General features: G+C 66.8%; 9 protein-coding genes. 6 read left to right on the forward strand and 3 right to left on the reverse strand.

Annotation, left to right across the window (positions count from 1 at the left end):
• Positions 1-149 precede the first annotated feature (149 nt).
• From ACWGRX_RS01055 to ACWGRX_RS01075, 5 genes are all read left to right on the forward strand, one after another.
• Complete coding sequence (locus ACWGRX_RS01055) at positions 150-1,337, forward strand: N-acetylmuramoyl-L-alanine amidase (protein ID WP_452116069.1); 1,188 nt, start codon at positions 150-152, stop codon at positions 1,335-1,337.
• 153 nt (positions 1,338-1,490) lie between these two features.
• On the forward strand, positions 1,491-3,941 hold the full coding sequence (locus ACWGRX_RS01060; protein WP_452116070.1) for a penicillin-binding protein 1A: 2,451 nt from the start codon (positions 1,491-1,493) through the stop codon (positions 3,939-3,941).
• Between the two features lie 25 nt (positions 3,942-3,966).
• The gene (locus ACWGRX_RS01065) at positions 3,967-4,215 is read left to right on the forward strand and encodes a hypothetical protein (RefSeq protein WP_291639659.1); all 249 of its coding nucleotides are present in this window, start codon (positions 3,967-3,969) and stop codon (positions 4,213-4,215) included.
• A gap of 105 nt (positions 4,216-4,320) precedes the next feature.
• Positions 4,321-5,449 (forward strand): peptide chain release factor 2 gene (prfB, locus tag ACWGRX_RS01070; protein WP_452116071.1). Its coding sequence is split into 2 segments (ribosomal slippage): positions 4,321-4,389 and positions 4,391-5,449, totalling 1,128 coding nucleotides; the frame shifts between segments, so codons are not numbered across the junction.
• Positions 5,446-6,576, forward strand: coding sequence for an SGNH/GDSL hydrolase family protein (locus tag ACWGRX_RS01075; protein ID WP_291639662.1), 1,131 nt, complete (start codon positions 5,446-5,448; stop codon positions 6,574-6,576). Before prfB ends, ACWGRX_RS01075 begins: the two co-directional genes overlap by 4 nt.
• 255 nt (positions 6,577-6,831) lie before the next feature.
• Here ACWGRX_RS01075 and ACWGRX_RS01080 read toward each other — a convergent pair whose 3' ends face one another.
• Positions 6,832-8,160 (reverse strand): M23 family metallopeptidase, encoded by a 1,329-nt coding sequence (locus ACWGRX_RS01080; protein ID WP_452116072.1) that lies wholly within the window; start codon positions 8,158-8,160, stop codon positions 6,832-6,834.
• 98 nt (positions 8,161-8,258) lie between these two features.
• Positions 8,259-8,723: a peroxiredoxin gene (locus ACWGRX_RS01085; RefSeq protein WP_452116073.1), complete on the reverse strand. Its 465-nt coding sequence runs from the start codon at positions 8,721-8,723 to the stop codon at positions 8,259-8,261.
• A 293-nt stretch (positions 8,724-9,016) separates the two neighbouring features.
• Here ACWGRX_RS01085 and ACWGRX_RS01090 point away from each other — a divergent pair, with 293 nt between their 5' ends.
• On the forward strand, positions 9,017-12,400 hold the full coding sequence (locus ACWGRX_RS01090; protein ID WP_452116074.1) for a hypothetical protein: 3,384 nt from the start codon (positions 9,017-9,019) through the stop codon (positions 12,398-12,400).
• A 298-nt stretch (positions 12,401-12,698) separates the two neighbouring features.
• Here ACWGRX_RS01090 and tyrS read toward each other — a convergent pair whose 3' ends face one another.
• Complete coding sequence (gene tyrS / locus ACWGRX_RS01095; protein ID WP_452116075.1) at positions 12,699-13,940, reverse strand: tyrosine--tRNA ligase; 1,242 nt, start codon at positions 13,938-13,940, stop codon at positions 12,699-12,701.
• Positions 13,941-13,979: the final 39 nt, after the last annotated feature.

The following is a 13,979-nucleotide window of genomic DNA, read 5'->3' on the forward strand; positions in this document are numbered from 1 at the left end:
GGCGCTATGGTTAAGAATCCTTAAGTATCGTCGCCGGGAATTTAGGAGCCACCCCCCTGCCTCAGGGCCTTCATCTCTGCGCAGTCTCGGTCGCTGTGCGCCTTGCCGGCGCGGTGCGGCGATTCGCGTGTCCGGCGCTGCTGCTGTCGATGCTCTGTCTCGCGGCGGGCGATGCTTCGGCAAATCCGCAGGGAAAGCCGACCAGCGATTTTCCGGTCGCGAGCGAAGCACGCCTCGAAAGCCATGGCGAGGCGGTCCGCCTGACACTCACCCTGTCGCGTCCGGTTGCCGCGAACGCCTTCGTGATGGCCGGGCCGGATCGCGTCATCGTCGACTTGCCGTCAGTGAATTTCCAGATTCCAGCCGCGAGTGCTCGCAAGTCGGCGGGCTTCGTCTCCGGCTTCCGTTTCGGCCTGTTCACGCCGGACCAGGCCCGGCTGATCCTCGATCTGGCCCAGCCGGCCGCGGTCGCGGGCGTATCGGTCAAGCCGCTCCGCGGCGGTTTCGGCGAGCTCGTCATCGAGCTGAAACGGACGGGGCGCGAGGAGTTCGCGGCGTTGGCGCGCGCCGCGGCCGCCGAAGCGCGGCTGCCGCATGTCCCGGTCGAGCCGAAGGCCGAGGGCGATCAGCGCCGGATCGTGGTGATCGATCCCGGCCATGGCGGCATCGATCCCGGGGCCGTCGTCGCCTCGATCGCCGAAAAGTCGGTGGTCCTGGCCTTCGGGCAGAAGCTCAAGGAGCAGCTCGAGGCTCAGGGGCGCTATCGCGTGATCATGACGCGCGCCGACGACAGTTTCGTGCCGCTGGGCGATCGCGTCCGCATCGCCCGCAGCGTCGATGCGCATCTGTTCATCTCGATCCATGCGGATTCGCTGACGCAGGCGCAGGAGGTCCGCGGCGCGACGATCTATACCGGCTCGGAGCGGGCCAGCGACGCGGAGGCGGCGCGGCTCGCCGCCAAGGAGAACCAGGCGGATGCCGTCGCCGGGCTCGACGCCAGCGAGGATGTTCAGGACGTGGCCGGAATCCTGATGGATCTCGCCAAGCGCGAGACGCGCGGCTTCTCGGCGATGTTCGCGCGCAATCTCGTCGAGAAGCTCGGCGGCTCGGTCAAGATGCACAAGGTTCCGCTGCGTTCGGCCGGCTTCAGGGTGCTGACTGCACCCGATGTGCCGTCGGTGCTGATCGAGCTCGGCTACATGTCGAGCCCGAAGGATGCCGAGCTCTTGAATTCCGAGAGCTGGCGGGCCCAGGCGGTGACGGCGGTGCAGGCGGCGGTCGATCAGTATTTCGAGCGCACCCAGGCGCCCGGCAAGGCAGCAGAGAGCCGGCGGTGACGTAGCGGGCGAAGATGAGACCTTGTGGTCTTACAGCCACGGTTCCGCCATTTCCGCCATGTTATAGAGTGAAGTTGAAAGATCGATCACCCGGGCAGGGCATGCTGTCGATTCGAGCGACGCCGCTGCCTTCAGACGAGGTCAAAGTTCTCGATGCGGTTCATTCTGCGCCTTTTCGGGTGGGCGTTCGCCGCCGGCACGATCCTTTTCGTCATCGGCGTGGCGGGGGCGGCCGCGCTGGTCTGGCACTACTCCAAGGACCTGCCCGATTCTGCTCAGCTGCGGAATTACGAGCCGCCGGTGATGAGCCGCGTCCATGCCGGTGACGGCAGCCTGATCGCAGAATTCGCCCGCGAGCGCCGGCTCTATCTGCCGATCCAGGCGGTGCCGAAGCTGATCATCGATGCTTTCCTCGCGGCCGAGGACAAGAATTTCTACAAGCATTTCGGCGTCGATCCCGAAGGTCTGGCGCGCGCTGCGATCTCGAACTTCCGCAATCGCGGCTCGGGGCGGCGTCCGCAGGGCGCCTCGACGATCACCCAGCAGGTCGCGAAAAACTTCCTCGTCGGTTCCGAGCAGAGCCTCGAGCGCAAGATTCGCGAGGCGCTGATCGCGCTGCGAATCGAATCGACCTATTCGAAGGACAAGATCCTCGAGCTCTATCTCAACGAGATCTATCTCGGGGCTCCCGCGCCAGGCCAGGGCAGCTATGGCGTCGCCGCCGCGGCGCTGAACTATTTCGGCAAGTCCGTGCACGAGCTGAACGTGCAGGAGGCGGCCTATCTGGCGGCGCTGCCGAAGGCGCCGACCGACCTGCACCCCTTCCGGAACCGCGAGCGGGCGATCGAGCGCCGCAACTATGTGCTCGACCGCATGGCCGAGAACGGCGTGATCAAGCGGGCCGAAGCCGACGCTGCCAAGAACCAGCCGCTCGGCGTCAATCCGCGCACGGTTTCGCCGAACAATATCGCTGCCGGCTTCTTCGCGGAGGAGATTCGCCGCGAGCTCCAGGACCGCTATGGCGAGAAGAAGCTGCTCGAGGGCGGGCTTTCGGTGCGCGCCACCGTCGATCCGAAGATGCAGCTGATGGCGCGCAAGGCCCTGGTCGACGGTCTCGTGCGCTTCGACGAGGCGCGCGGCTGGCGCGGCGCGATGCAGAAGCTCGATCTGGCGGGCCGCGAATGGGGTGTCGCGATCGGCGAATTGCCGGTGCTGGGTGACGTCAAGCCATGGCGCCTGGCCGTCGTGCTCGATGTCGCCGGCGACAGCGCTCGCGTCGGCCTGCAGCCGATCCGCGAGGCTTCCGGCCATCTCCGGCCGGAGCGCGAGACCGCGACCCTGGGTTCCGAAGGCATCCGCTGGACGAGGCGCACGCGCGTTTCGCAGGCGGTCTCGGTCGGCGATGTCGTCTATGTCGAGCCGATTGATGGCAAGCCCGGCCAGGTGCGCCTGCGCCAGATGCCGGAGGTGAACGGCGCGATCACCGTGATGGACCCGTTCTCCGGTCGTGTCCTCGCCATGGTCGGCGGATTCTCGCACGACCAGTCGGAGTTCAACCGCGCCACCCAGGCGCTGCGCCAGCCCGGTTCGTCCTTCAAGCCCTTCGTCTATGCGACCGCGCTCGACAATGGCTACACCCCGTCTAGCATCGTGCTCGACGCGCCGATCGAGGTCGATCAAGGCGGCGGGCTCGGCGTCTGGGCGCCGAGCAACTACGACGGCAAGTTCACCGGTCCGCGCACGCTGCGCTACGGCATCCAGTTCTCTAAGAACCTGATGACGGTGCGCCTCGCCAAGGATGTCGGCATGCCGTTGATCGCCGAATATGCGCGGCGCTTCGGCATCTATGACGACATGCTGCCGGTGCTCTCGATGTCGCTCGGCGCCGGCGAGACCACGGTGATGCGGATGACCGCGGCCTATTCGATGCTCGCCAATGGCGGCAAGCGCATCCGGCCGACCCTGATCGACCGCATCCAGGACCGTTTCGGCGCTACGATCTACCGGCACGACCAGCGTGTCTGCGAGGGCTGCAACGCCGAGAAATGGAGCAATCAGCGCGAGCCGCGGCTGGTCGACAATCGCGACCAGGTGCTCGATCCGCTGACCGCCTATCAGATGGTCTCTATGCTGGAAGGCGTCGTCAACGCCGGTACCGCGACGGTGGTCAAGGCCGTCGGCAAGCCGCTCGCCGGCAAGACCGGCACCACCAACGACGCCAAGGACGTCTGGTTCGTCGGCTTCTCGCCGGATCTAGCGGTCGGGGTCTATATGGGCTTCGACAAGCCGAAGTCGCTGGGTAACTCGGCGACGGCCGGCCAGTACGCCGCGCCGATCTTCCGCGACTTCATGATGCAGGCGCTGAAGGACAAGCCGGCGACGCCGTTCCGCGTTCCCGCCGGCATCAAGCTGATCCGCGTCGATCCGCGCACCGGCATGCGCGCCGGCGGCGAGGGCGGCATCCTCGAGGCCTTCAAGCCGGGAACGGCTCCGCCGGACAGCTATTCGGTAATCGGCGCGGCGGGCGACGGTTCGGGCGGGGCGCTGAGCGTCGCGCCGGCCGGCGGCCGCTCGGTCGGCTCCGGCACCGGCGGGCTGTACTAGCGGCTTGCGGGAGACGCTGGGCAGGTTGACGGCGCCGACCATGGCGCCGCCATTGCAGGCGATCCTGAAATCGGAGCTTGCCCGGGGCAACCGGATCGCCGAAATTGGCGACTGGCAACCGGGTTGTGATCTGCTGGTGATCCTGTCGCGCCCCTTCGCCCGGCACTATGTGCTCGCACCGGGCGTGAGCTATCGCGCTCTCGACGATCCCCACTACTGGAAGGCGGAATATCGTTGCGGACGCGAGTGCCTCGCCTGCCAGTTCGGCAAGTGAGGCGAGCTAGAGAGCCGGCCAGTCGCGGCTCGCCATTTACAGCGCCGCCCTTCGCCCCTATGCCAACGCCAAAGACTGAAGCCCAACGGAAGCCGACCATCGATCATGCGCCCAGAAATCCAGACGCAACTTGATAACGCCAAGCAGTCGATCGGACTGCTGAGGAGGCATCTTTGACTGGGATGTCGCGCAAAGACGTCTCGCAGAGCTGAACGCCCTCTCCGAAGGCCCCGATTTCTGGAACGATGCCGAAACCGCGCAGAAGCTGATGCGCGAACGGACTTCGCTCGAGGACCAGATCACCGGCATCACCAAGCTCGAGCGTGATCTCGACGACGCGTTGACGCTGATCGAACTCGGCGAAATGGAAGAGGACGAGGCCACCGTCTCCGAGGGCGAGGCGGCGATCAAGGCCGTCGAGGTCGAGGCGGCGCGCCGGCAGGTCGAAACCCTGCTGTCGGGCGAGGCCGACATGCTCGACACCTATGTCGAAATCCATCCCGGCGCCGGCGGCACCGAGAGCCAGGACTGGGCCGAGATGCTGCTGCGCATGTATCGGCGCTGGGGCGAGCGGCGGAAGTTCAAGGTCGATGTTCTCGACTATCAGGACGGCGAGCAGGCGGGCATCAAGTCGGCGACGCTCCAGTTCAAGGGGCACAACGCCTATGGCTGGCTGAAGACCGAGTCCGGAGTGCACCGGCTGGTACGCATTTCGCCGTTTGACTCCAACGCCCGCAGGCAGACCTCGTTCGCTTCGGTCTGGGTCTATCCGGTGGTCGACGACCGCATCCAGATCGACATCAAGGAGTCCGACTGCCGGATCGACACCTATCGCTCCTCCGGCGCCGGTGGCCAGCACGTCAACACGACCGACTCGGCGGTGCGCATCACCCATATCCCGACCGGGATCGCGGTGGCCTGCCAGCAGGAGCGTTCGCAGCACAAGAACCGGGCCAAGGCCTGGGACATGCTGCGCGCCCGTCTCTACGAGCTGGAGCTGAAGAAGCGCGAGGAGAAAGCGAATTCCGAGCAGGCCTCCAAGACCGATATCGGCTGGGGCCACCAGATCCGCTCCTATGTGCTGCAGCCCTACCAGCTGGTGAAGGACCTGCGCACCGGCGTCTCGTCGACGGCGCCGTCCGACGTGCTCGACGGTGAACTCGACCCGTTCATGGAGGCCTCGCTGGCGCAGCGCGTCTACGGCACCGAGGTCGAAGTCGAGGACATCGATTGAGCGCGAAGAAGCGTTCCCGAGGCCGCGAGATCCTGATCAATCTCGCGGTTTCGGCCGGCAGCATCCTGGTCTTCGCGCTGTTCTGCGAGCTGGTGCTGTTCCGCTTCGTGCTGCCCGGCAGCGACGTACCGCGCAACGCCTTCGTCAATAGCGTGGTGCGCTATCAGCCGGGCCAGACCGGCACCTGGCGCGTGCGCGACGAGATCGCCGCGCCATTCTCGATCAATGCGCAGGGCTGGAATTCGCCGCTGGCGGATTATCCGGTCGCGCGCCGGCCCGGCACATCCCGCATCGCCTTCGTCGGGGACAGCTTCGTCGAGGCCTTGCAGGTACCCTTCGACGCCAGCTTCGCTGAAAAGACGGTGGCGGCGCTCGGGCCTGCGGGCACGGTCGAAGCCTATCGCTTCGGCGTCGCGGGGGCGCCGCTCAGCCAGTATCTGCAGATGATCGAGCGCGAGGTCGAACAGCGTCGGCCGGACCAGATCGTGGTGATGCTGGTCCATAATGATTTCGACGAAAGCTTCGTCTTCAAGCCGGGGCGCTACACCTCGAGCTTCCTGAAACTGCGTATCGAGAATGGCCGCGTCACCGGCGAAGTGCCGCCCGAGCCCTGGCGGCCCGGGGCCTTCGAGCAGCTGCGGCAGACGGCGACGGCCGGTTTCCTTCTCTATCGCTGGCAGGTGCGCCCGCAGACCCTGGTCGACGCGATCCTCGGGCCGGCCCGGGCTCAGAGCGCGCCGCAAGGTACGGCGGCAGGCGAGGGCGGCTATGCCGCCAATATCGATCTTGCCGGGGTGCTGGCGCGGGAGAACGATATCCGCGTCGCCACCGATTACCTGTTCGGGCGGATCAAGGCTCGGGCCGAGGCGATCGGTGCCCGGCTGCAGCTCGTCATGGATGGCGAGCGCCAAGCAATCTATGCCGGGCGCGACAGTCAGGCGCTGCGGCTGAACCGCATTGCCGCCGAGATGGCTGGCCGGCACGGCATCCCCTTCCTCGACCTGCATCCGGTCTTCGCGGCGGACTGGGCGAAGAACCAGAGGCGCTTCGAGTACATTTCGGATGCCCACTGGAACCCGTACGGCCACGCCGTCGCCGCGGCCGCCATCGCCGAAGCGCTGCGCTAGATCGCCGCGCGTCCGTTCGGACGCGGTCACGGTGATCTATCTTATTGTTATCGCATTGGAACTTTCCAAGAAGTGGGTTCCATTTTTCGGTCCGAGGCTTATAGCGCGGCCTGCATCATCCGCCGGGGTGGCTGCGGCTTTCTCGAATTAAATCAGCCTCCTGAAAGGGGTTCCTTCAGGAGGCTGGGAAGATCTTGGCTTCTGATTGCTGCCGGCCTGTAGCAGCGGACGGCTGCGCGCTTGAGCGCGCGGTTCTCAGAGCTGCCCGGCGAGTTTGTCGCCGGCCTTGAGGAAGCGGATGGGATCGATTGCGTCGCCTTCGATGCGGGTCTCGTAATGCAGATGCGGTCCGGTCGAGCGGCCGGTCGAGCCGACGCGGCCGACCACGGTGCCCGGTACGACGCTCTGGCCGACGGAGACGAGTATGGCCGACATATGAGCATAGCGCGTGCTGATGCCGCCGGCATGCTCGACCTCGACCATATTGCCATAGCCGCCGGAATATTCGGCGGTGACGACCTTGCCGGGCGCCGTGGCCCGGATCGGCGAACCGGTTTCGGCGCGGAAATCGATCCCGGTATGCATGGCCGGGCCGCGGGTGAACGGATCGACGCGGTAACCGAAATTTGAGCTCATGTCGAAATCGCCCTGGATCGGGCGGCGCAGCGGCAACTGGCCCGCCAGTTCGCGCAGGCGTGAGACGGCGGCGATGCGCGGTTGCAGGCTGTGCAGCGTCGCTTCGAACGGGCCGGCGGCGGGGTCGATCTTGATCGGGACGAAGGGGCCGCCGACGCCCTTGGCGATGCTCGAGCCGGTGGCCAGGCGGTCGGTGTCGAGGCCGGTTTCGGACAGGGCCGAGCGCAGCGTCTTCTGGGCCTCGCCGAGGCTGCGGTCGATATGGCGAAGCAGGCCGAGCTGGGCCGATCCGCTCTTGTCCATGGCCTGGTCGAGCTGCACCAGAGCCTCGGCGACGCGCTGTGCCGGCGAGACCGGTTCGGCGAGCTCGCCGGATTGCCAGCCGTCGCCATTGCGCTCTTCCGCGCCGCGCAGCGCCGGCATGTCGGGGGCCGGTGTCGGCTTGGCCGGCCCGAGGGGCGCATAGCTGCTGACGCCGGAGGCCCGAACCGATGCCTCCGGCCGGATCAGACGCGGGCCAGAGGCTGATTTGACGGCCTGACTGACGCCGATGCCGTTGGCCTTCAGGGTTTCGGTTACGGCGTTGACCAGCGCCTGCTTCGATTCGAGCTCGGCCTGGCGCATGGCGATTTCGCCGACACGGGCCTCGACGCCGTCCTGATCGAGCAGCGCACGGCTGGCGAGCCGGTCGATGTCGGCGCGCAGGGCGGCGATGCGGTCCTCATAGGCATATTGCCGCGAGGTCTCCCGGCTGATCAGCCGGGCGGCGAGATCATCCTTGCGCAGGATGTACCATGTGGTCGCCCCGCTCCAGGCCGTGGTCAAGCCGAGCAATGTCAGGCCGAGCAGGGCCGTCGAGCGGCGAATGGCGAAGCTGCGGCGGGCGAGGATGCCGGTCACCGCAAGTGCCGGCGCACGGGGGTGATCCGTGTGATCGGGGAGTGTCATACGCAATACCGACTGTGACGCTGCGATGGTTCCGATTAGACCCCGTTAGGGTTAATCAATCGCAAAGCCGCCGGCAGAAACCTCGCCTGAACGGCGATTTACAACGTTTCAGCCGCCAAAAGCACCTCTTCGGCGTGGCCTTTCACCTTAACCTTGCGCCAGATCCGCGCGATCCTGCCCTCGGCATCGATCAGGAAGGTGGTGCGTTCGACGCCCATATAGGTGCGGCCATACATGCTCTTCTCGACCCAGAGCCCATAGGCCTCGATCATCCTGCGCTCCTCATCTGCGAGCAGGTCGATCTCCAGATCGTATTTCTGCTTGAAGCGGTCATGCTTGGCGACCGAGTCGGGCGAAACGCCGATGATCCGCGCGCCGGCGGCGGCAAAAGCCTTGCGCAGGCCGTTGAAGGCGGTCGCCTCGAGCGTGCAGCCCTGTGTATCGTCCTTGGGATAGGCGTAGAGCACGACCTTCCCGCCCCTGAGGGCCGACAGCGTCAAGGTGCCGCCACCATCCTTCGGCAAGGTGAAGTCCGGGGCGAAGCTGCCTTCGTTCAGGGCCATGTCTGCCTTCCTTTGGTCGATATCGCGCCGCATGGGCTGGCGAGCCATAGGGCGGTGAGCCGGCTTAGGCCAGAGAGCAGGAACATGCGCCCGGAGAATCGGTTACTTTGCCGCAGGCTGTACCCGGTGGTCGGCTCGGCGCAATGTTCCGGCAGGGCGCCAGGGCGGATGCCGCGTCCTTCACCCGCAAGACAAAGAGCGACACGGTCTTGACCGAAGACAAGGGGAACAGTCCGGCGCCGATGCCAGCGGCGCCCGCTCCGGCACCGGCGGAGTCTTGCGAGACGGCCGCGGTGGCGAAGCGCGCCTGGAAAGGGATGGTGACGATCGGCGTCGCCGTCCTGGTTGCGGTCGTGACGCTCTGCTTCGCCGCCGGCGCGCTGCTGGTCAGCGGCTTCATACCGCTCTCCGGGCTGGAGGGGCGGATCGCCACGGCGATCGAGGAGAGGCTCGGACCCAACTGGAAAGTCGAGGCGGAGCATGCCGGGCTCGACCGCGTCGACGGGCGCTCGCGCCTTCGCGTGCAGCAGGTCTCGTTCCGGCACTCGGGCGGCGCCTCGTTCCGGGCGCCGGAAGCGGTTCTGGGCTATGATCCGTTCGCGCTGCTGCGCGGGGAAATCAAGTTGGTCTCGCTGGAGCTGCGCGGGGTCAATATCCGGCTCGGCGTCACGCAGGATGGCGCTCTTCTTCTGGAGCAGGGCTCCCAGCCCGTGAACTTGCCCAATGTCCCGGTGGCCGGCGATCCCGCCGACTGGAACGCCTTCACTGGCGTGATGAACGCGATCGGCGCGCTCGCCGAGGGCGACGGGCTGCTGGGCGCGCTGGAGCAGGCGGGCATGGGTGGCGCGCGCGTCACCCTGATCGATCCGACGGGGCGCCAGAAGGCCGGGCTGGAAGATGTCGAGGTCCGGCTCGAGCGGCTGGGCGGCGGCCTGACGCGGCTGGCGGCACGCGGGCGCAGCGGCTCGCGCTGGAAGGAACTGTCGATCGACCTGTCGAGCAGCCCCGATGGCACGCGCCGCGCCAGCATCGATATCCGGCGCTTCGAACCTTCCGAGGCGGTGGCGCTCGCCTTCGGCAATGCCACCGTCGCCCTCGACGGGCTGGCGCTCAGCGGCAAGATCTCACTGACTCAGACGCCGGACGGGGCCCGCAAGATCGCTGCCGGCCTCAATGTCGCACCCGGCGTCGTCAATCTGCGCAGCGCAGCACTCGAGCCGCTGGAAATCCAGGGTGCGCGCCTGGATTTCGACAGCGATGACGGGCTCAAGACGGTGCGCATCGCCTCGGCCGAGATCCAGGCCGGGGCGACCAAGCTGCTCGGGCGTGGTCAGGCTCAGGAAGAGAGTGGGGTCTGGAAGGTCGCCTTCGAGGGCAGCGGGCAGATCGCCGGCGTCGACCAGGATGCGCCCGTGATGATCGACAAGCTGCGCTCTGTCTTCGAGGTCGAGCCGACGGCGGGCGAGGTGAGAATCCAGCAGCTCGTCGTCAAGGGGCCGCTGATCGATGCCGAGGGGACCGGCGCGGCAAGGCGGGTCGCCGAGCGTAATTCGCACGAGTTCAAGATCAAGGCGGTCGATTCCGACATGAGGGCGGCGCTCGCCGTCTGGCCGGCGGTGACCTCGCCCGATCTGCACGCGACCTTGAGCCGCCAGATCCTCGGCGGTCGCGTCGAAGAGATCACCGTCGATCTCTCAGTCTCGGCAGAGGCGAATGCCCGGCTGCATGCCGGCCAGGGCATGGATAATGACGCGGTGACCGTGGTGCTCAAGGGCTCGCAGGTCAGCTTCCTGCCCAGTCCCGGTTTGCCGGTCCTGTCCAATGCCCGTGTCGCCGGCACGATCACCGGCCGGACGGTGCAGCTCAGCATCCCGCAGGCGACGGCCGATCTTGGCAATGGCCGCAAGCTGATGCTGGACGAGGGCAGCTTCGCCATGGCCGAGAGTTGGGGCGACCGGCCGATCGCGCAGATCGGCTTTCGCTCGACGGGCTCGACCGAGGCGCTGCTCTCCCTGTTCGCCTTTCCAGCGCTCAAGGAATTCTCGCCACTGCAGATCGACCCGGCGTCGCTGCGCGGGACGAGCGAGCTGAAGAACCAGATCTCGCTGCCGCTGGTGAACGATCTGAGCTTTGCCGATGTGAACATCCAGAGCAACGGCACGCTGACCGGCGTCGCGTCGGATACGCTGCTGGGGAACGAGAAGCTGGACGGCGCCAATCTGACGCTGAGCTATGATCGCGGCCAGTTGCTGATCAAGGGCGAGGGCCGCATCGGCGGCGATCGCGGGCCGATCGAGCTGCGACAGAATGCAAAGGGCCAGGGCGAAGCGACGGTCTCGCTGACGCTCGACAACGCCGCCCGGCAGCGCCGCGGTATCGGCGCCGAGGCGGGGATCAACGGTCCGCTCCAGGTCAAGGTGATCAAGCCGCTCGGCAAGACGCCGGAGGCGCCGCCGCGCGTCGAGATCGACATGACGCGGGCCGCGATCGATACGCCGATCCCTGGCCTGAGCAAGCCGGCGGGGCGTGCCGGCCGGGCCGTCTTCACCTATGTCGCCGATGCCGACGGGCCGGATTTCGAGGACCTGACGATCGACAGCGCCCCGATCCTGGTGAAGGGCCGAATCTCGCTGAACAAGCAGAATGCGTTCGAGAGCGCCAGCCTGTCGCAGCTCAAGCTCTCGCCGGGGGACAATCTCAACAAGGTCGAGATCAGCCGTGACGGCGGCGTGACCAGGCTCTCCGTGCGCGGCGCCGTGCTCGATGCCCGGCCCTTCATTCGCGATCTCCTGAACGCGCCGGCAGCTCCCGTGCGTGGCGGCCGTGCCGCCGCGACCGGTCCGGACTATGATCTCGATCTCGAAGTGCCGATCCTGACCGGCTTCAACAACGAGGCGCTCGGCAACTCGCAGCTCAAGCTGTCGCGGCGTGGCGGTGCAGTCCGCTCGATCAGCTATGCCGGCAGGATCGGACGCGCCGACCTCTCGATCAAGCAGGCGCCGCAGGGGCAGGGGGCCGGGCCCCTGGTGCTGCAGTCGGAGAATGGCGGTGCGACGCTCCGCTTCTTCGATCTCTATCGCCGCGCCCATGGCGGGGATCTCGTCCTGCGGCTCGGGACGGGCGATGTCCGGCAGGATGGCGAGGTTCTGATGCGGAACTTCACCGTCCGGGACGAGCCGGCCTTGCGCCGCGTCGTCGGCGCGCAGAGCGCGACGGCGCCGAGCGCGCTCGACCGCAACGGCGGGCCGCTCCCGCAGCGCATCGATGTCAGCGAGGTCGCCTTCACCAAGATGCGGGCCGAGTTCATCCGCAGCGCCAGCCGCATCGACATCAGCGAAGCCGTGATCTGGGGCCAGCAGGTCGGCTTCACTCTGCAGGGCAACATTGATTACGGCCGCGATCGCGTCGATATCGGCGGCACTTTTGTGCCGGGCTACGCGCTCAACAATGCCTTCGCGCAGGTGCCGGTCGTCGGCATGATCCTCGGCGGCGGGCAATATGGCGGGCTGTTCGCGGTGAATTTCCGCGTCTCGGGCTCGGCGACGGCGCCGACCATGACGGTCAACCCGCTCTCGGCGATCGCGCCCGGCATCCTGCGCCGCTTCATCGATCCGCTCGGCGGCGGCCCGCTCGAGCAGCGGCCGCAAGGCAAGGTTCCCGATACGGCGGAGCGCTGAGCAGGGGGCGGCGCCGGTCTCGGCTGTCAGCTCATACCGCCTTCGGATTGATTGCGGGTCATCCCGGGCGACCGCAGGGAGGCCCGGGACCCATGCCGGAACCTTTGTCGGCTGAAGCTCAGGCACGGATCCCGGATCGGCGCCGCTGACGCGGCTCGTCCAGGATGACGGCTTTCGCTTCAGCCTGATGTATGGTGTTCCGCAGCCGCCGGAAGCGAAATGGCGGCAAGCGGTTGGCGCCGGCCGTCGAGATTTCGATTCCGTCCCGGCCGCAGCTGCGGCCGGGCTTACTATGCCGTCAGACGGCCCGCAGCAGGATGTGCTTCTTCTTGCCGAAGGAGAGCTTTGCGGCGCCGTCCGTCAGGTCGGAGAGCCCGAGGCTGGCGCGCTCGTCGGTGACGATCTGGTCGTTGACGCGCAGGCCGCCGGCCTTGATCTGGCGACGGGCTTCGCCGGTCGAGGGCACGAGGCCAGCACTGACGAAGGCGCTGAGCACGCCGAGCCCGGCCTCGAACTGCGCTTTCGGCAGATCGACGCTCGGCAGGTCCTGCGCGGTCTCGCCTTCCTCGAAGGTCTTGCGCGCCGTCTCCGCTGCGGCCTCGGCCGCCGTACGGCCGTGCAGCAGCGCCGTGACCTCGGTCGCCAGCACCTTCTTGGCCTCGTTGATCTCGGCGCCGCCGAGTGCGGCAAGCCGGGCGATCTCGGCCAGGGGCAGTTTGGTGAAGAGCTTCAGGAAGCGGCCGACATCGGCGTCCTCGGTGTTGCGCCAGTACTGCCAGAACTCGAAGACCGGCAGCAGCTTGGCATCGAGCCAGACGGCGCCGGAGGCGGTCTTGCCCATCTTGTTGCCCGAGGCGGTGGTCAGCAGCGGCGAGGTCAGGGCGTAGAGCTGCACATCGGACATGCGATGGCCGAGATCGATGCCGTTGACGATGTTGCCCCACTGGTCGGAGCCGCCCATCTGCAGGATGCAGCCGGTGCGCTTGTTCAGCTCGACGAAGTCGTAAGCCTGCAGGATCATGTAGTTGAATTCGAGGAAGGACAGCGACTGCTCGCGGTCGAGCCTGGTCTTGACGCTGTCGAAGGACAGCATCCGGTTGACCGAGAAATGCCGGCCGACATCGCGCAGGAATTCGAGATAGTTCAGCCCGAGCAGCCAGTCGGCGTTGTTCATCATCGTCGCCGGACCGGAGAAGTCGAGATAGTTCGAGAACACCGAACGGATGCCCGCAAGGTTCTGCTCGATCGTTTCCTGGGTCAGGAGCTTGCGCGCCTCGTCCTTGAAGGAGGGGTCGCCGACCATGGTGGTGCCGCCGCCCATCAGCGCGATCGGCTTGTGGCCGGTCTCCTGCATCCAGTGCAGCATCATGATCTGCATGAGGTGGCCGACATGCAGCGAGGTCGCTGTCGCGTCATAGCCGATATAGGCCGAGATCGGCCCCTTCAGCGCCGCCTGGTCGAGCCCTTCCGGGTCGGAGATCTGGTGGATGAAGCCGCGTTCGTCGAGCGTGCGCAGGAAGTCGGACTTGAAGGTGGTCATGGCGGACTCGATGTTTTGACGGTTTTCCCGTCATGGCCG

This window comes from Allobosea sp. NPDC055594 (assembly GCF_053618995.1).

Bases quoted from the DNA above. Each gene is read 5' to 3' on its own strand.
- ACWGRX_RS01055 (WP_452116069.1), top strand. From the start codon at position 150: ATGCTCTGTCTCGCGGCGGGCGATGCTTCGGCAAATCCGCAGGGAAAG.
- ACWGRX_RS01060 (WP_452116070.1), top strand. From the start codon at position 1,491: ATGCGGTTCATTCTGCGCCTTTTCGGGTGGGCGTTCGCCGCCGGCACG.
- ACWGRX_RS01080 (WP_452116072.1), bottom strand. From the start codon at position 8,160: ATGACACTCCCCGATCACACGGATCACCCCCGTGCGCCGGCACTTGCG.
- ACWGRX_RS01085 (WP_452116073.1), bottom strand. From the start codon at position 8,723: ATGGCCCTGAACGAAGGCAGCTTCGCCCCGGACTTCACCTTGCCGAAG.
- tyrS (WP_452116075.1), bottom strand. From the start codon at position 13,940: ATGACCACCTTCAAGTCCGACTTCCTGCGCACGCTCGACGAACGCGGC.